Origin of the sequence: Flavobacterium pallidum (genome assembly GCF_003097535.1) — a bacterium.
Taxonomy (GTDB): domain Bacteria; phylum Bacteroidota; class Bacteroidia; order Flavobacteriales; family Flavobacteriaceae; genus Flavobacterium; species Flavobacterium pallidum.
This window is the reverse complement of sequence record NZ_CP029187.1, coordinates 290,067-310,520: the sequence shown is the minus strand read 5'-3', so window position 1 is coordinate 310,520 and position 20,454 is coordinate 290,067. Positions and strand designations below refer to the sequence as shown.

Below are 20,454 nucleotides of genomic sequence, written 5' to 3'. Positions count from 1 at the left end.
GTTTTGCCGTCAACTGATGAGCCCGATTCTTTTTGAATGCTCGATCGCTTCAGAACTTTCGCTGAAATAACAAACGGCCACATTCAGGCTTTCAAGGTTTTTCAAGGCATCGACGGCTTTTTGCTTCTTGTGGCTTCCCGTTTGCCGGATGTATACCGCCTGTACATTCACCGGAAATATTTTGCAGATTTGTTCGTATAAATATGGATCATCCTGGGAATCGTCTCCCAAAAGCGTATAGCGTAAATTCGGGTAGAATTCCAATATGTGCTTGATTTTTTCAAACTTGTGGTTGTGGTCGCCCCGCCCTGTGATGAAGAAATCCATCAGGCTCGTCTTAATGTCTTTCAGTAGTAAAACGGCGCGCGGCAACTGGTGCAATTCGGTAAACTGGACAATGAAACGATACAGGTTCCATTCGCTGCTCGATACATAAAAAAAAGCATTCTGTTCCTCCTTGTTGTTCCTTCCGGAAGAACTCAACGCCTGGTAATGCGCCACAACATTATCAAAAATCTTACGGTCATTTACATTCCTGAAAAGCAATATGTAAAGTTTCTTAAACATATTCCTTGTGTGTGAAATCAGGAAAGTATCATCAATATCTGAAATGAAACCTAAATTTCCCTCATAAGGCCTGATGAAACTGCCTTTCATACGGATCTCCTCCCCGCCGTAATTCATCGTTACAAAATAATCCATCCACCCGTAGCCGAATTCCTTCGTGAGCGGGATGCAGAATTTGAAATAACCGTCATCTAAGGTTTTTGTATGTATTTTACTGTCATGGAGTTCCAGGTAGACATCGGCATTTTTCTGGGTCTTGATCCGGAACATGCGTATCACCGATCTGGCGTTCTGGAATTTTCTTTTCTGGAAATCGTAATCTTCTTTTGTCGTTGGTTTAAAAACATGACCCATTACAATTAATTCCTGTTCATTGGCATAGCCGCGGTATAATTTTAGGACAGGCTTCATTCTTTAGCATTTTATTATAAGTTAAATTACTTAAATTTAGGGGATAAAAGAAGCAAAACATTGAAAAAGAAAATCATTTTTGTTGTCAACCCCATAGCGGGCGACATCGATAAAACGGAATTAATCGCAGCAGTGAACGATTTCGCTGAGAGCAAAAACTTCAGTCTCGTCACTTATGAAACCCAGGGAGATGATACCGATTTAAGCCAAATCCACGAGCTTTATATAAAACACAAACCCGAGCGCATCCTTGTTGCAGGGGGTGACGGCACTATAAAGCTGGTTGCCGAAGCTGTAGAAAAGCATGATGTTATTTTGGGAATCATTCCGGCCGGTTCGGCCAATGGGCTCTCTACTGATCTAAACCTGCCTGCGGCGTTACAGGAAAACCTGGAGATTGCTTTCCACGGTGATCATATCGATATGGATATGATTTCAATCAACGGGATTCGCAGCATGCACCTCAGTGACCTTGGGCTTAATGCCCAGTTGGTCCGCAATTATGAGCAGGGAAATACCCGTGGCATGTTGGGTTATGCGCTGCAGGCGATACAAACGCTGAGTGAATCGGAAGGACCGTTTGAAGCAAAGATTGAAGCCGATGGAGAGACCATTGAAACCACGGCGCGGATGATTGTAATTGCCAATACACAGAAATATGGTACAGGCGTAACCATAAATCCGTCAGGGATTATGGATGACGGCAAATTTGAAATCGTTATCCTGAAAAATCTTGACCTGATTGTTTTCGGGAAAATCATTACGGGAAATATGCCTTTGGATACGGGCGACGTGCAGATTATTTCTACTGATAAGGCTTCGATATCGACAAATACTAAAGTCAGTTTCCAGATTGATGGAGAATTCTGCGGGATGATGGATAAACTCGACATACACATCCTTCCCGGACAGATGAAAGTGGCTGTCCCAGCGCCTGTTCCCGAAAGCTGAAATTACTTGAAAGGATTGCGCTGCTGCCATTCGGCAACAGGTTCGAGGCGCTTGAAAATCCAGTCCATGTTCTTGTTCACAAGTCCGTTTCCATGTTGCATGAAGCCATACATTGGTACGGGTTGGGCACCTACGGAACTTTTGATTTCCAAAGCCGTCCGCCCGAAGACAATTTCGCAGAATCCCTTATTAATGGAATAGGCAATCATGTCGTAAAGCATATTCAGGTATAGCATTTTGTCGCGTTGGATATTGTCGTCATAACCCAGGAAATAAGTGTCCATCGACTTTCCGTTTTTAATCAGGGTATTGAAGCCGATGAGTTTTTCTTCCAGGAAATAGCCATAAAAAAGGAATTTGTCGCGCAGTTTTTCCTTAAAGATACGGAAGTGGTTTTTGCTTAGGAAAAAAGTATTGAAAGGTGCATTCTTAGCCACATGGAAATAAAGGTCATAAATCGCATCCTCATATTTGATGATGTCCTCCAAAGGCATTTTGCGTTTGTGGACCCCGTCTGATTTTTTGCGTGCACGTTTGTATTGGTCGCGGTATTTTTTGGAAAGAGACCCAATATAATCCTGTTCTGAATGCCAGTCGGCACGCATCGTAAATACCATATTCGGTTGCGTTGAAAATTCGAGATGGTCTTTGAAACCGGCTTTCCGGAAATCTTCCGCTTCATTATCATCAAAATCCTTGAAGGTTGTCAGGTGGATTTTCTTTCCTTTTTTGGTGAAAGAATCCCTGATTGAAATGGCTGCGGCTTTAAGCGCCAGTATGGTTTTCACGCGATCAGTATCTTTTGCAAAAACAAAAGCATTCTGCCCTGTAAGCATGTTGTTTCCTATGAAAAGGACGCGCGAGGAAAAATTCCTGAAAACCAGCTTGCGTGCCGATGCCCTGAGGCATTTATCACGGTCACCGAAAGATTCCAATTGGTTCACATCGAGAAATTGTGATAAGGCAATCCCGATGGTTTTTCCTGATTCCAGCAATACGATAAAATGGCATTCCATGTTATCCGGTGCCGAAAGCTGCAATACTTCGAGATAATCACGCGAGAGGAAAATGTTTTCTTTGGCTAGCCCATCCCAGTCCGGAGGCAATTGATTTACATCGCTGAAAATTTCAAAAGTGAATGCCATTGGTGGCTGTGGATTTTCTGTAAAAATAGCGAATAATTTTAAAGGCATAAAAAAACCGCCAATGAAGACGGTTGATTTTTATAAATGCGGGATTGGATCAGTGTATGGAAGAAAAATGAAAGCCATCTTTAGTCCATCCGCAGACGATGCCGCCCATGATCGTGCAGGTGACCACCCAGTAAAATCCGGTGACGAGAATATACTTCCAGCTTCTTTTTTCGAAAAGAGAATTAATTGCCACTACAGGCATGATCAGTAATAAGCCTGTCATGAAACCATGAAGCGCACCGTGCTGGAAGGAACGGAATGTTCCGCCATAATCAGCCATGAAAGCCGCGTAAGAGGGAAGTGCCTTATCGATAAAAGCCGGCCCGCCAATCATGCCCAAAGCGCCGGACTGGTGTATGGTCAGGGCCGTCAGGATAAATGCGATGAAAACACTGTAGATGTAAACGAGCGTGAAAATCATCGCCATATTGGGTTTTTTGCCGTCTTCCATATTGACACCGGTTTCGCGCATCCAGATGTTTCCGAAAACTTTTGGGCTATACCATATAAAACCCACTAACAGAGAAGAAAGTGCAGCCACAAAAATGGCTGTAAAATTAATAAAGTCCATATAATTTGGTTTTGGTTAATAATCAAAGATAAGTATTTGAATGAAGTGTTCCATCTTTATTTATATCCTTACATTTTTTTAACTCATCATTATTGAATTGTTATAAAATTATTAATTATTATTTAAATAAAACTTTCGTTTTTGTTATAAACTGTTTATTTATCGTTGTTTTTGTTGAAAATATAAAAAATTGTTATTTTGAAATATTTTGAGTTTTACCTTTAAAAAATTGCATTTCACCGTGTTTTTTTCGATTTCACCTCTTTTTTATGGAAAAAAAATACAGAATTAACTTTTTTTTATACTTTTAGCCGCTTATAAAAATCAACTTTATGTATAAATTCTACAAATCCCCTGAGAGAAGTACAAGTTCTTTTTTCAGAAATGCTTTGGAAAAGAAAACGGTCTTCGGATTGTTATTTCTTTTGTTCAGCATTTTCACGTCTCAGGCGCAGATTTCGGTTTCGGTTACCAATCCAGGTAACACTTCCCCAAGTCTTGCTGCCAGTTATGTGAATTTGTCGTCCGCATTAACAGATCTGAATGCTGTTACTGCGATGACGGGTCCGGTTACGTTGACGTTAACCGGAAGTGAAACGGCGCCGGCCACCGGGTTTACCCTCGGTAGTGCCTCGTTGAATGCAGTTTTGAGTTCGACCAACACGATTACGTTGGTGGCCTCCGGAACTGTAACAATCAACGCAGGGACAGGTACGGCGACACCAGCAAGTGCAGCGCCGGACGGTATGCTGAAACTGGTTGGGGCTGATTATGTAACCCTCGACGGTATTACATTTACCGACGGAAACTCTGCGAGTGCCACCGTTGCGATGGAATATGGTGTCGGGTTATTCAAACTCAGTGCTTCGGACGGTTGTAACAACAACACGATCAGGAATTGTATTTTTAACATGCAGCGTGTGAACAACACTGCCGCAACCTCCCCTATGGTTGACGGCGCTGTTGGTATCCTTGTGATCAACGCTACGGCTGCTGCGGCTACTACAGCGCTGACGCCTACGGTGGCTGCCGGATCAAACAGCAACAATAAATTTTATACCAATACCATCAATGGTGGTAACATTGGTATCGCCTTAAGTGGTTTTGCTGCTACGGCGGGTGTAGGCCCGACACCGACAGCTTCTACGTTTTTAGGAGACTTATCAAACGACATTGGAGGATCAACATCAGGAACAGGAAATACGATCCTGAATTTTGGTGGTGCCGCTGCCGCTGCCAACCCTGCAGCTGGTATCCGTGCGAACAACCAATGGAGTGTCAATATTTCGAACAATACCATTAACAACAATAACGGTTCAGGTGCAAACCACGTTACAACTTTAAGAGGTATTTATGCGCAGGCAGGAACAAGTGCCAATGCCACGATTTCGAACAACACGGTAACAGTGAAAAGTGGTGCGACCACTTCGGCTTTGACTGCAATAGATAATGGTATCGGAAGTACTGCTGCTTCGAATACCATTACCATTACCGGTAACATTATTACAAATAATGCATACACTACTTCAACTACGGGAACATTTACAGGAATCCTGTCCTCTGCTACCGCGGCGAATGTGAATATCAATTCGAACCAGATTATAAATAGCAGTATAGGTACTTCGGCTACAGCAAACACCTGTGTTTTCCAGGCGATTTATAATTCCGCTGGTTCTACGAATTATACTGTGAATTCAAATACCATCAACAACATTACATTGAATAACAGTTTCGGTACATTCTACGGAATCCGCGGAAGCACTTCGGTAATCAATGTTGACGGAAATACGATTTCCAATATTTCCATGCCAAACAGTACAGGAGCAACTTCTTCTGTAATGTATGGCTATTATGATGGTTCATCCCCGCCGAACGAGACGGTGACGAACAACAACATTAATAACTTTTCCATCAACGGAAGCAGTACGGCTACCGGACATGTGATATACGGAATTTATAACCTTACTGCGGTAGGTGCAAAAGTCCTTACCGGTAATAACATCAATAACCTGTCCTTTACGAGTTCGAGCAACTCAGGTTATGCAACGGTTGCAGGTATCAGGAATGCCTACAATACGGTGGCGACGATTTCCAAAAACGTTATCCATACTTTAAGCTCTACTGGTACGGGCCCGACAGTTGCGGGTCTTTATCTGGGAAGCAGCAGTGCTACGACATACAATGTTTCTAATAACATTATTGGTAATTTAAGTACGCCGCAAAGTACAGGTTTGAGCCTGTTTGGTATATTTTGCGGTACTGTCGGATCAAACATCAACCTGTATTATAACACGGTTTACCTGAACGGAACAAGTTCAGGAACTGGTTTTGCAAGTGCTGCGGTTTACCAGTCTTCAACCACGCCTACGGTTTTGATGAACAACAACATCCTTGTGAATCTTTCTACACCGACAGGTACAGGAATCAGTTCTTGTTTCAGGAGGACTTCGACAACGTTGACTCAATACAACTCAGCATCGAATAATAACCTGTTCTATGCCGGTACACCTTCGGCAACAAAGTTGTTATTCTACGACGGAACGAACTCAGTACAAACCATGTCTGCTTACAAGACATTGGTATCGCCAAGGGAAGCTTTGTCATTTTCTGAAGCAGTATCGTCAACTGCCGGAACATTCTTCCAGAGTCTGACAGGTCCGGCTTCAGGATCATCTGCAACGTTCCTTCACCTGGTTAACGGTCTGAACACTCAGGCTGAAAGCGGTGGTATTGCAATTTCAGGAATCACGGATGATTACGACGGAAACACGAGGAATGCTTCTAACCCTGATGTGGGTGCTGATGAATTTGCAGGTGTTTCTCCGGCTCCGGCGATTTCGATTACTTCAGTTACGCCTCCTGCTACGTCACAATGTACGGCTTCGGGCAGGGCAGTAAATGCAAGTATCACCACTGCCAGCGGAACCATCACTTCAGCCACTTTGAACTACAGCTTCAATGGTGTTGCGCAAAGCCCAATCACTATGACGGCAGGCGGTGGCAGTTCCTATACGGCAACTATCCCGGTAGGATCGCCGACAACAGCTACCGTTGCATGGTCTATTACAGCAGTAAATTCTGTACCGTTGAGTGCGACGTACACCGGAACCAGCTATGCGGATGATCCGTTGGCAGGAGGTACGGCTTCAGCTTCAGCATCAGTAACGACAACTTGTGCAGGTACCCCTACAGTATTGACAGCTTCGTTTGTAAAATCTGGCGGAACGGCAACCAACGGTACTGGACTGACAACAATCGGAACAACAAGTACGAGTGAGGCCTTGTCTCCGTTTTCACAGTATTATGAATCTCAGCATACACAATATCTTGTAATGGCTTCAGATTTACAGGCTGCCGGATTGGCTGCCGGTAATATTACTGGTTTAAGGTTCAACGTGGCTACGAAAAACAGTACGCTGCCTTTTACAAGCTATACTATCAAGCTTGCTACTACGGCGTTGACTACGCTGACCAGTGGAAATAACGCCGCTACATTTACAACGGTTTATGCGTCATCTTCAACTGTGGGTACAGGTATGAGTACTACTGCCGGGACCAATAACTTTAATTTTGGTACGGGAGCGGGAACTTCGTCTTCATTTAACTGGGACGGTACTTCGAATATCCTTGTCGATATTTGTTTTGCAAATGATCCAGCTTCAACCGGAGCGTTATTCTCGAACACGGATTTGGTTACGGCAACAACGAAGTCTTACACCGCAACTTACGGTTACAACCAGGATAATGCGAATTTATGTGGTGCAACGTATACGAATGTAACCAACAGCACCAAACTTCCTGATATGACTTTCGTCGGAGTTGCAAAAGTAGCTTTGTCAGGTATTTCATGGTCTGATGGTGCTTCTACAGTAGGTACAGGAAACAACCTTTCTGTCAGTCCTACAACAGGTCACACCTATACTTTTACGGCAAATTATTCAGGATGCCCGGTTTCGGCGTCAACTCCGGTAACGGTTAATCCTGCGCCAACATCGCTTACAGGAACCAACTCATCACAATGTGGTCTGGATATTCCAACGGCATCAGTTTCTGATCCTAATGGATTTGCAACTCCAATCATCAAATGGTATGCTACAAATGTTGCGACAACACCGCTGCAGGCAACCACTTCACATACTTACGGAACTGCTATTTCGACTACAACTACATTCTATGTATCGGTAGTAAACCCTACATCGGGTTGCGAAAGTGCAAGAATCCCGGTTACAGTTACGGTTTCCACTCCGGCTTCAATTACGGTGACTCCGGGTGCTACTGCCACAGTGTGTTCGGGACAATCAATATCACTTGGAGCGTCAAGCACAAATGCAGGTTACGTGTATTCGTGGACGGCAAATCCAACTACGGGAAGCGGTGTAAGTGGTACACTCAGTGGCGCTTCTCAGACAATCACGCCTACCATGCCAGGAACGTATGTTTATACGGTACTAGGTGACGATGGTATCTGTGCTACTACAAATACCGTAACGGTTACTGCAGGTGCATTGCCTGCAATCACAACGGCTGCTGCTGCCAGCGGTACAATCTGTGCAGGCGGTTCGACAGCATTGACTGCCACAAGCATCGGTATCGGTGCCGGTACAGGTACAATTGGTACACAGACCACTACGATTGGTGGTGATAATGGTAATCCTTACCGTTCAGGAAACGGTACAGGAAACCAGATCAAGACCCAGTTGTTGTATAAAGCTTCAGAACTTACTGCTGCTGGATATGCTGCCGGAAATATTACAAGTTTAGGTTTTACGGTAACAGGTGCTGATACGGGTGTCGTATCGAACTTTACGATCAAAATGGCTAACAGCAGTGCTACTGCATTGACTACGACTTATGAAACGCCAACGTTTACTACTGTATTTACACAGGCTTCATTCACGCCTGCGGTTGGTGTCAATACACATACCTTCTCTACGCCTTTTGTATGGGACGGTACCTCTAACATCATTGTAGAGACATGCCAAACCAATAATGTGACAGGAACGACAACCGTCGCTTGTTCTACACCGGCATTTGCGGGTAATACGCATACGGCTTCTTCTACAACAGCCTGTAGTGCTACAACAGGAACTGCGGTAGCCAATAGGCCAATCGTTACCTTGGGAGGTCAGAAAACTACCGATATCACTTCTTCTTACACCTGGACATGGAATCCTGGTAATTTAAGCGGAGCTTCAGTTTCAGTATCACCGACTACAACTACTGCTTATACTGTAAGGGCTACAAATACGACTACAGGATGTTATAACGAACAGGTTGTTAATGTAACGGTTAATCCTAAGCCAACAGCCCTTACGGCTACAAACTCAAGCCAGTGCGGACTTCAGGTGCCAACTGCTTCAGTTGCTGATCCAAACGGATTTACTACGCCTACCATTAAATGGTATGCTGATAATGTAACAACTACAGCGTTACAATCAAGCACTTCGATGACTTATGATACTGCGATTTCAACGACTACGACTTTCTATGTTTCGGTTGTGAATCCTGCTACGGGTTGTGAGAGCAACCGTACTGCGGTAACCGTTACAGTGACTACGCCAAATGCTATCACGGTAACGCCGGGTGCAACGGCAACAATATGTTTAGGTAATCCTATTACTTTAGGAGCCAGCAGCGCTGGTTTATACAGCTACACATGGAGTGTTAGCCCGTCATTGGGAAGCGGTATGAGCGGAACGCCAAGTGGTGCATCACAAACTGTGACACCTACTGCTGCCGGAACTTATGTTTATACTGTTACGGGAACTGACGGTGTTTGTACTGCTACAAATACAGTTACGGTTACTGTTGGTGCACTTCCGGCGATTACTTCGGTAACTGCTCCTGCAACTGCGTCGTGCCCTGGTACGGCAGTGGCACTTTCTGCTAAAAGTATTGCTGCGGCTCCGGGAACGGCAGCCATAGGAACGCAAACTACTACAGAATTTGGTGGTGGTGTTTACAGGAATGGTTTTGGAACAGGCGATTTCAAGCACCAGCTCATATATACTGCGGCCGAATTGAGTGCAGCAGGTTTACAGGCAGGTAATATTACAGCGGTTAGCTTTAATGTTACTTCCGCTGGATCAGGAAGCGCAAACAACTACACGATCAGGATGGCAAATGTGGCTTCAACACCACCTTCGACTACTTCATTCCTTGCTCCTGCAGGTTATACTACATGTTATACTGCGGCTACTTATACTGCTGTTGCGGGTGTAAATACACACACATTCACCACGCCGTTCAACTGGGACGGAACATCAAATGTACTGGTTGATATCTGTTACAACATTTCCACAATAGGTACTTCTTCAACTCTTGCAGCGACTACACCATCAGCCATCAGCAATAATAACTTATTGGGATCGACAGGTGCTTGTGCTGCAACGACAGGTGCAACCACTTATGCCAACAGGCCACTAGCGACATTTGCAGGCCAGGTTGGTTCCGATATGACATCTTCTTACACATGGACATGGAATCCGGGTAACTTGTCAGGAGCTTCAGTTTCAGCTTCTCCGACAACTACTACGGTTTATACCGTTAGGGCGACAAATGCTGCTACGGGATGTTTCAGCGAACAAAACGTTACGGTAAATGTAAACCCGGCTCCGACTGCGCCGACTGTAGTTACAAGTGCATCCCAATGTGGAACACAAGTGCCTGCCGCTTCGGTATCAGACCCGAACGGATTCACAACGCCAGTGATCAGATGGTACAACGTCGCAACAGGTGGTTCACCACTTCAGGCGACTACAAGTACGAGCTATAACAGTGCGATTTCAGTAACTACTACTTTCTATGTTGCTGTTGTTAACCCGACTACAGGTTGCGAAAGTGCCAGGACACCGTTAACCATTACGGTTTCTACGCCGGATAGCCTAAGTATTACTGCGCCGTCAAGCCTTTGTGCAGGTGGCAGTTTCAATATTTCAAGCAGCTACACGCCAAGCTTCAACAACTTTACACAGTTTACCCTGTCAGCAACTCCTGCAACAGGAAGTGGTGTTACAGGAAATGTGGCATTGACTGCAAATGCTACCGGAAGCAATGCTTACCTGGTTACACCAACCGCTGCCGGAACGTATGTGTATACCATTTCAGCATACGATCCTAACACAAACTGTACTTCTGTACAGACTAAATCAATCACGGTAAATGCTTTGCCTGCTTTGACTGTTTCAGCTACTCCGGCTACGATTTGTGCGGGAAGTGCTACGACGCTTTTGGCTACAACAACAACAATCACTGCCGGTACAGCTACATCAATAGGTGCAGATACAACTACAACGGTTACAACAGGAATTACGCCATTCACTTCTAACTACGAAGGACAGCATATCCAATACATCGTAAGGGCAAGTGAGCTAACTGCAAGCGGATTAAACGCTGGTAACCTTACATCCCTTGCCTTTAATGTTACGGCTTCAGGTGTAGGTACTTATGCGCAAAGTGGTTATACCGTTAAAATTGCGAATACTGCTGATACTGCTTTTTCAGGAAATTTCGCTACTCCTTCAGGAAGCTTTACTACGGTATATGGTCCGGTTTCGAAACCTGCTCCTGCTGTAGGTTTACACACTTTGACATTTACTACGCCATTTAATTGGGATGGGGTTTCAAACATCGTAATCGATATTTGCCATGACAACGACTCTGTTGCCGATACTTGTGCTTCATGTTTTAGTGGAAATTCTACTGTAGCTTATTCTACAACGGCATACAATTCCGTTTACGGGAAATATGCTGATAATAATTCGTTATGTGGCACTACTAACGGAACTGCCATCACTACATTTACGAACAGGCCGAATATGATTTTCGGTGGTCAGGTAGTCGGACAGGCTGCTGGATCATTGTCTTATTCATGGTCTGATGGTGCTTCAACCGTCAGTTCTTCAAATACTTTCAGCGCATCACCATCTGCAACGACAGTGTATACTGTAACAGCTACAGATCCTGCTACAGGATGTGCCAAAGTACAGAACGTCACCGTTAACGTCAACCCGGCACCTAACGCACCTTCAGTTGTAAATGGAGGTCATTGCGGAGCGGGTGTGGTTACTGCAGCAACGGTATCAAACACCAACGGATTTACGACACCAACTTACAAGTGGTATAGCGCTTCAACAGGAGGGACTGCATTGCAATCTTCCACTGCGACAAACTATACGACTTCCATCGCTACGACGACTACTTTCTACGTAAGTGTTGTTAACCCAACATCAGGATGTGAAAGTGCGCGCTCGATGATTGTACTGACAATCGATACGATGCCGTCGGCTACAATTCATTATGACAACAGTCCTTATTGTAACACTTTAACCAGTGCTACGGTAACAAGAACAGGAACAGCTGGTGGTTCTTATACCGCGGATCTTGCTTTGAGCCTTAATACTGCGACGGGTGAGGTTAATCCATCTTTAAGTACGCCAGGTCTTTACCAGGTAACTTATACTATGGATGGAGGAAGTTGTGGTATCCAGACAGCGACTACGTTTATTACTATCGGTCAGAATCCAAATTCAGGATTTACATATGGTTCTTCGGTTTACTGTTCAAGCTCATTGACTGCTACGCCAGCCATTACAGGAACAGCCGGAACATTTACGGCTACACCTGCAGGCTTGGCAATCAACGCTTCAACGGGTGTTATTGATCTTGTGGCCAGTACTGAAGGAACTTATACCGTAACCAATACCGTTACAGGAGCTGGATGTACTCCAAGTACGACCAACGCTACAGTTACCGTAAATAAAGCTGTCGCAATCACTGCACAGCCACAGGGCGTTTCGATATTGCCTGCTGATAATACTTCATTCTCAGTGACTGCAACAGGAACTGGAATCTCTTCTTATGTATGGGAAGTGAACGACGGATCAGGTTGGGCAACAGTTGCTGATGGTGGCGTTTATTCAGGTGCTACTACAAACACGCTTTCATTGACGAATGTTACTTCAGGAATGAACCAATACCAGTATCGTGTAACGGTTTCGGGAACAGCGCCTTGTGCTGCCGTAACCAGCGATCCTGCGGTATTGACTGTAACGTCAATCTCGATCAATGCACAGCCGCAGTCTCAGACCATCTGCAGCAATTCGGGTGTGACATTCTTTGTAACCACTTCTGGAGGTACGCCTTCATCTTACCAGTGGCAATACAGGGTGAACAGTGCAGGAACTTTTGCCGATATTCCATCTGCAACGTCTTCTTCTTACAGCATTCCATCAGGACTGACTTCCGCTAATACAGGAAACCAGTATCAGGTGGTGATCAACGGAGGAAGCCTTGTTTCTAACGTGGCAACCCTTACGGTTAATGATGTGGTGGCAATCAATACCAATCCTGCTACGCAAACGGTATGTTCAAGCGCGGCTTCTGTGACTTTCACAGTAGGTGCCACAGGAACAGGTCTTACTTACCAGTGGGAACTGAGCACTGATAACGGTGGCAACTGGTCTCCGATTTCAGCTGCGACAACTGCATCATATACTATCAACACGCCTGCGGTTTCCCTTACCGGAAATCAATACCGTGCCGTTGTTTCTGGCTTGGCTCCTTGTAGCGCCCAGACATCTACTGCTGCCACATTGACGGTGATCCAGGCGGTGGCTATTACAGCGCAACCTGCAAACCAGGCCATCTGTGCTTCGGCTACAGCCAACTTCAGCGTTACCGCTACTGGCGCAGGATTGACTTACCAATGGATTGCAAACAATGGAAGTGACATCATCCTGACCGATGGTACGCTTTCAGGAGCAACCATTTCAGGAGCGACAACAAACGCGTTGTCCATCGCATCGGCTTCTTCACTTTCAGGATACACTTTCCGTGTACAGGTTACCGGAACGGCACCATGTGCTCCGTTGACTTCTAATACGGTGAGCCTGTATGTGGTAAGTGGTGGAACTATTGCTGTAGGACCGTCAGGTACTTACAACAACCTTACTTCGGCCATCGCGGCTTTGGTAACTTGTGGTATCACCCAGCCAACATTCCTTGAACTGAACAGCGGCTATGATGCTTCTACGGAAACTTATCCGATCTCGATGCCTGCAATTACAGGGGCAAGCGCTACCAATACTATTACAATCCGTGAGGCGAATGGCGTTACAGGAAAAGTAATCAGCTCTGCAAACCCTGTAGCTACTTTCTCCCTTAACGGAGGTAATTACTGGACTATCGACGGACGTTCAGGTGGTACGGGAAGCAACAAAGACCTGCAGATCAGCAACACTAACACAACCGGTGCTGTAATCCAGTTCATCAATGATGCTTCTAACAACATCGTGCGTTATGCTGATGTACGTGGTGTGAACACTTCTGCTACATCTGGAGTGGTGTTGTTCTCTACAACAACTGCTACTACGGGTAACGACAATAACACGATTGCAAATTGTGACATCAGGGATGGCGCAACTACTCCGGTGAATGGAATCTATTCTGCGGGTACTGCTGCCAAAACGAATGACAATAACACGATTTCGAATAACAACATTTTCAACTTCTTCAGCGCTACGTTAGCAACGAAAGGTATAGCTGTTGCTTCGAACAGTGAAGCCTGGACGATTTCAGGCAATAAACTGTACCAAACTGCTACAAGGATTTATACCACCGCGAATACGCACAATGGTATTAACGTAGCTTCTGGTGCGGGTTACACGATTACAGGAAACACGATCGGTTTTGCTAATGCAGCGGGAACCGGTACCATGAATCTTGTAGGTAATACTGTAGCACTTACAGGGACCTTCCCAAGTGCTTACACGACTACGGGAACTGCCAATGCTACGCGTTTCATCGGTATCAATGCAGGATTTACTGCAGCTGGTACGGTTTCATCAATCCAAAATAACACAGTTGCGGGAATTGCGCTTTACACTTCAAGTGGCGCTACGACTACAAACGGTGTCCTTTGCGGAATCAACGTAACGAGTGGTAATGCCAACATCGGTACAGCTACCGGAAACACTATCGGTGCTACGACGGGAATGGGTTCGCTTTACGCAGCTTCAACTACCTCGCAGGCTGCAGTTGTAGGTATTTACGCTACTTCTGCAAACACTGTAGCCATCCAGAACAATACTATTGGAGCCATTGATGCTTCAGGTACAACAGCTTCGCTTACCGGGTCTGTTACAGGTATTGACGTTGCCGGTTCGGGTGTAATGACTGTCAGCAATAATATTGTTGGTAACACTACAGCAAACAACCTGCGTGGAGGTGCTTTCTTTAATGGAACCAACCTTACCAATTCAGGTGCATTGACGTTCACTACTTCAGGCGCTACACTGATTGAAGGTATTAGGTCGGCTGCTACAGGAACAAGTACTACCATCAGTAGTAACACTGTGAGAAATGCAACAGCATATGGAACAGGAGCTTCTATTGTAAATGGTGTTGATAACACTGGTGCTGCCACTTTGCTTACTGTAGGTTCAAACACCATTACTGATATAGCCAACGCAGGTACAGGTGCCTTTACAGGTATGACGGTGGGTTCCCCAACGACTGTAAATGTCACTTCGAATACCATCAACAACCTTAGCAGGACTGCTGCAGCTACTTTCTACGGTATCCAGTATGGTACCCCAACAACGGTTACTATCGACGGCAACACAGTTTCTAACCTGGCAAACAATGCTGCGGGAAGTACTTCAGGATTCTACGGAATATATTCAGTAGGAACACCGCAAAATGAGACGATTACGAATAATAATGTATTCGGCTTAAGCACTACAGCTACCGGTGCCCAGACTATGGTGGGCTGGTACCAGCTTACTTCGAATACAGGTACCAAAGTTTGTACCGGAAACAACTTCTACAACTTTACGGCTCCTGCGAGCAGTGCTGTTGTAATGTATGGAATCCGTAACGGATATGGTGCGAACGTGACCATTAGCCGTAACACGATTTACGGATTCGCGGGTGGTCTTACGCAGTTTGGTATCTATTCGGCTCCGTCGATTGCTGGTACAGCAAATATTTTCAGGAACAAGATTTACGATCTTTCCACAGGAAATACAGGTGCTGCGCAAATCATCGGTCTTGCAATGGCCTCAACAACGGCTTCTGCAAATACCAATGCTTATGACAACCTTATCGGTGATCTGAGGACACCTGCCGCATCCAATGCTGATGCGATCAGGGGAATCTCGGTATCAGCTACGGCTGCTACGGCTAACTTCAACGTGTATAACAATACTGTGTACCTGAATGCTTCTTCTACGGGAGCGGCTTTCGGAACATCAGGTATCTACCACGCTGCAAGCTCGACTGCTACTACGGCGAAACTTGATTTGATGAATAACATCGTAATCAATACGTCTACGCCTGGTACTACTGGTGTTGTTACTGCTTTGAGAAGAAGCGCTGTAGCTACGCTGGGTAACTTCGCTACGACTTCTAACCGCAACATGTATTTTGCCGGTACGCCTGCTGCAAACAAGGCCATCCTTTATGATGGAACCAATGCTTATCAGGATTACAGCACTTACTACGCTGCGGTAGGAACTTCACGTGAGGCGAATTCATTTGTTGATACGGCATTCTCTGCAGCGTCATTCTTCAACAGTACAACAGGAGGTTCAGCAACTTACCTTAAGCCAAACGATGGTATCAATACCCTGGCTGAAAGTGGTGGTGCAAACTTATCTGCATTCTTTACTGTTGATTATAATGGTGTTACAAGAGGAACGCAATATGATATGGGAGCATGGGAATTTGCTGGTTCTTCACCGGCACCGACAGTGACTTTCAATTCAGTTTCGCCTGCATTCACTACACTTTGTACTGCTACGGCAAGAACGGTTTCTGTTGATGTTACAACGCCTACAGGAACAATAACAGGTGTTACGATTACTTACAACAACGGAACTGCTACAGGGCCTGTTGCAATGACAAATACATCTGGCAATACATGGTCTTATACTATCCCTGCGGCTTCACCTGCAAATAGTGTAGTGACCTGGAGCGTTACGGCTACGAATTCTTCGTCGCTGAGCACCGGATATACTGGTACTTCATACCAGGACGCTTTGAATACGGGTGTTAGCCTGGTTGCTTCGGCATCATTGACTACCGTATGCAGCGGCACCGGAACTATCTTAAACGCTTCGTTTAATGGTATTGCACCGACGTATACTGCACCACCTGCAGTTACAAACCCTACAACTGATGAAGATATGGGCAATGTAACCATCACGCAGGGTGCTACTACAATCCTTAACAATGCTTCAGCAAGAAACTCTCTGGTTGGAACGATAGGAACAGCTACAGGTACTGCGGGAAGCTATGCAAACTATACTGCATTCGGTCCTTATGTACTGAACGGTGGTGGATCTTATAATTTCTCTATGACGAGCGTACAGGATGCTTCTGCGTTTGCACACTCGATGGCCATTTATATTGATTACAACAGAAATGGATCATTCGGTGATGCAGGAGAAGCGGTTTATACTTCAGCGGCAACTACTTTGGGTGCACACACTGAAACAGGATCGTTCGTCGTTCCTGCCGGTGTAAGCCCTGGTAATGCCAGGATGAGGATTATTGTCACTGAAGGTGCTGGAGGAATTACCGGCCCAACAATGACAGTAGGATGGGGCGAATACGAAGAATATATGGTTAACCTGCAGCCAAGCGTCGCCTATTCCTGGTCTGACGGCTCAACTGTAGTAGGCACTACGAAATCTTTGACAGTAAACCCTACTACAACTACAACTTATACCCTCACAACAACAGTGAATAGCTGTCCGGTTGTGTCTAACGGTGTGACTGTGACTGTTAACCCGCCAAGTGTTGCCGGAACCATTAGTGGAGCCGCTACAGTTTGCTCAGGAACTAACAGCACTACACTTACATTAAATGGCAATACAGGAACAATCCAGTGGCAGTCATCTTCTGATAACACTACTTTTGCAAACATCAGCGGTGCTACAGGATCTACTTACACTGCGCAAAACCTAACTGCTACGACTTATTACAGGGCCGTAGTGACCAGCGGGCTTTGTACTGCTGCAACTTCTACAAGTGTTGCGGTGACTGTTGATCCTGTATCTAATGGCGGAAGCGTAACAGGCGGCACAACGATCTGTTCAGGTTCTGCCAGTGGATTATTGACTTTAGGAACTCATACAGGTACTATCGTAAGATGGGAAAGCTCGGTTTCTCCATTCACAACATGGAGCCCGATTGCTAATACTACGAGTACTTACACTTCAGGTACGCTTACACAAACTACCCAATTCAGGGCGGTGGTACAAAGCGGTACCTGTCCAGAAGCGAATTCGGCTTCAACGACAGTGACAGTTGATCCTGTATCTAACGGCGGAAGTGTAACAGGTGGCACGACCATCTGTTCAGGTTCGATGAGCGGACAATTGACATTGACTGGAAACACTGGCACTATCGTAAGATGGGAAAGCTCAGTTTCTCCATTCACAACCTGGAGCCCGATTGCTAATACTACGAGTACTTACACTTCAGGTGCGCTTACACAAACCACCCAATTCAGGGCTGTGGTTCAAAGCGGCGCTTGCGCAGAAGCAAATTCGACGTCAACTACCGTAACGGTTGATCCTGCATCTAATGGAGGAACTGTCTCAGGCGGTACAACAATCTGTTCAGGTTCGATGAGCGGACAATTGACATTGACAGGAAACACTGGCACTGTCGTAAGATGGGAAAGCTCGGTTTCTCCATTTACAACCTGGAGCCCGATTGCAAATACTACCAATACTTACACTTCAGGCGCACTTACCCAGACTACCCAATTCAGGGCTGTGGTACAGAACGGTGCTTGCGGCGAGGCTAACGCTGCAGCGGCTACCGTAACTGTTTCGCCTGCTTCTGTCGGCGGTTCGGTAAGCGGCGGTTCAACTACATGTAATGGTTCAAGCAGCGTATTGACATTGTCAGGTCACACGGGTGCTGTAGTAAGATGGGAAAGTTCAGTTTCCCCATTCACGACTTGGAGCCCGATTGCCCATACAGGCACGACATATATGACAGGGCCAATTACTGTAGAGACGCATTTCCGTGCGGTTGTACAAAGCGGTCCATGTGCTTCGGCCACTTCTTCTGAAACAATTGTTACGGTAGGAGGTAATACAACAACATGGAGTGCAGGAGCATGGAGCAATGGTACGCCTAACTCTCTAAGCGCTGCAATCATCAACGGTAACTTCACCGCTGTAGCCGATCTTAACGCCTGTACACTGACGATCCAGAGCGGAACCGTAACGGTTTCAGGTGGTTTTGATTTCTACGTAAACGGTAAAGTGACCGTCAGCGGCGGAAGCCTTACTTTCGAGGACGGTTCTGACCTGGTGCAGTCGCAGGACATCGCCAACACAGGTAACATCAAATACAAGAGGACGGCGAACCTGATCCGTCAGGATTATGTTTACTGGTCTTCACCTGTATCAGGACAGTTGTTGCAACCGTTCTCACCGAACACGCTTAACACGCGTTTCTACAACCTTGACGAGCCAACGAACGCTTTTGTTCAGATCGCTTCGCCATCAACCACTTCGTTTGATGCTGCCAAAGGTTACATGATCCGTTCTGCGAACAACCATCCAACGACACTTACCCCATGGACAGGAACGTTCACCGGAGTGCCCCGCAACGGTGAGTACACGATCCCGGTAACGGTGAGTGGCCAGGGCTACAACATGATCGGTAACCCTTACCCGTCTACTGTTGATGCTGACCTTTTCCTTGCCGAGCCAGGAAACGCAGGTACGCTTTACTTCTGGACGCACATCAGCCAGGCTGCTGCTTCAGGAGCGAACTATGCTACCTACAACACTTTGGGAGGAACTGCTGCACAATCAGGAGGTACTGCGCCTACAGGCGCCATCCGCGGAGGACAAGGTTTCATCCTGCTGAAATCTTCAGCAAGTACGGCCAGGTTCACCAATGCGATGAGGACTGCTGAAGGTGGTGCTTTCTACAGAAGTGCACAAACGGCTGAGAAACACCGTATGTGGTTCAACCTGAACACACCGGCACACGCGATGAACCAGATCCTTGTAGGTTACGCCGAAGGCGCTACGATGGGTGAGGATGTCGCTATGGACGGTAGGTCTATCGAAGGCGGTTCGTCGATCTCGAGTTTGATCGGTAATGACAATTATGTCATCCAGGCCCGTCCGCTTCCATTCGTGGATACCGACGTGGTGCCATTAGGCTTCAATGCGGCTACGGCCGGAACTTACATCATCGAGCTGGATCACATGGACGGCTTGTTCTCAGGAGACCAGAATGTTTACCTGAAGGATAACCTTCTCGGGGTAACACACAACATCAAGCAGGGGGCTTACAGCTTCGCTTCAGCTGAAGGCTCATTCGCCAACAGGTTCGAAGTGGTGTACCAGTCTTCACCGCTTGGGGTTGACACGCCAACATTTGATGCGAACAGCGTAGTGGTTTACAAAGACCAGGGCATGCTTCACATCAATTCCGGTAAAGTCGTGATGTCAGGGGTTAAGATCTTCGACATCCGCGGCAGGCTGATTTATGAGCGTGGTGCGATCAATGCTTCAGAGGCCGTGTTGAACGACCTTAGGGCAGAGGAGCAGGTATTGCTTGTTCAGATCACTTCGGTTGACAATGAGGTGGTGACCAGGAAGGTCGCTTACTAAGTTTCACTGAAACATCAATAAAAGAAACCTCCTGAGCAATCAGGAGGTTTTTTGTTTATAGCGCTTCGAATTTCCATTTACCGCAGAAAAAAAACATTACACCGCAGCA

At 46.0% G+C, this 20,454-nt stretch carries 5 protein-coding genes; 2 read left to right on the top strand and 3 right to left on the bottom strand.

Annotated features, from left to right (window positions below):
* Positions 1 to 9: 9 nt before the first annotated feature.
* Complete coding sequence (locus HYN49_RS01110; RefSeq protein ID WP_108902397.1) at positions 10 to 978, bottom strand: App1 family protein; 969 nt, start codon at positions 976 to 978, stop codon at positions 10 to 12.
* Between the two features lie 60 nt (positions 979 to 1,038).
* Between HYN49_RS01110 and HYN49_RS01105 the strand changes: the two genes are divergently transcribed.
* On the top strand, positions 1,039 to 1,929 hold the full coding sequence (locus HYN49_RS01105) for a diacylglycerol/lipid kinase family protein (RefSeq protein WP_108902396.1): 891 nt from the start codon (positions 1,039 to 1,041) through the stop codon (positions 1,927 to 1,929).
* A 2-nt stretch (positions 1,930 to 1,931) separates the two neighbouring features.
* Here the strand turns inward: HYN49_RS01105 and HYN49_RS01100 are convergent, their stop codons facing one another.
* Positions 1,932 to 3,074, bottom strand: coding sequence for an 8-amino-7-oxononanoate synthase (locus tag HYN49_RS01100; protein WP_108904904.1), 1,143 nt, complete (start codon positions 3,072 to 3,074; stop codon positions 1,932 to 1,934).
* A gap of 97 nt (positions 3,075 to 3,171) precedes the next feature.
* Positions 3,172 to 3,693: a DUF1761 domain-containing protein gene (locus tag HYN49_RS01095; RefSeq protein ID WP_108902395.1), complete on the bottom strand. Its 522-nt coding sequence runs from the start codon at positions 3,691 to 3,693 to the stop codon at positions 3,172 to 3,174.
* Between the two features lie 332 nt (positions 3,694 to 4,025).
* Between HYN49_RS01095 and HYN49_RS01090 the strand changes: the two genes are divergently transcribed.
* Positions 4,026 to 20,345 carry an Ig-like domain-containing protein gene (locus tag HYN49_RS01090; protein ID WP_108902394.1) on the top strand — a complete coding sequence of 5,440 codons (16,320 nt, stop codon included), beginning with the start codon at positions 4,026 to 4,028 and terminating at the stop codon, positions 20,343 to 20,345.
* The last annotated feature ends 109 nt before the right edge of the window (positions 20,346 to 20,454 follow it).

Excerpts from the sequence above, each read along its gene's own strand:
- HYN49_RS01110 (WP_108902397.1), bottom strand. The coding sequence starts at position 978 with ATGAAGCCTGTCCTAAAATTATACCGCGGCTATGCCAATGAACAGGAA.
- HYN49_RS01100 (WP_108904904.1), bottom strand. The coding sequence starts at position 3,074 with ATGGCATTCACTTTTGAAATTTTCAGCGATGTAAATCAATTGCCTCCG.
- HYN49_RS01095 (WP_108902395.1), bottom strand. The coding sequence starts at position 3,693 with ATGGACTTTATTAATTTTACAGCCATTTTTGTGGCTGCACTTTCTTCT.
- HYN49_RS01090 (WP_108902394.1), top strand. The coding sequence starts at position 4,026 with ATGTATAAATTCTACAAATCCCCTGAGAGAAGTACAAGTTCTTTTTTC.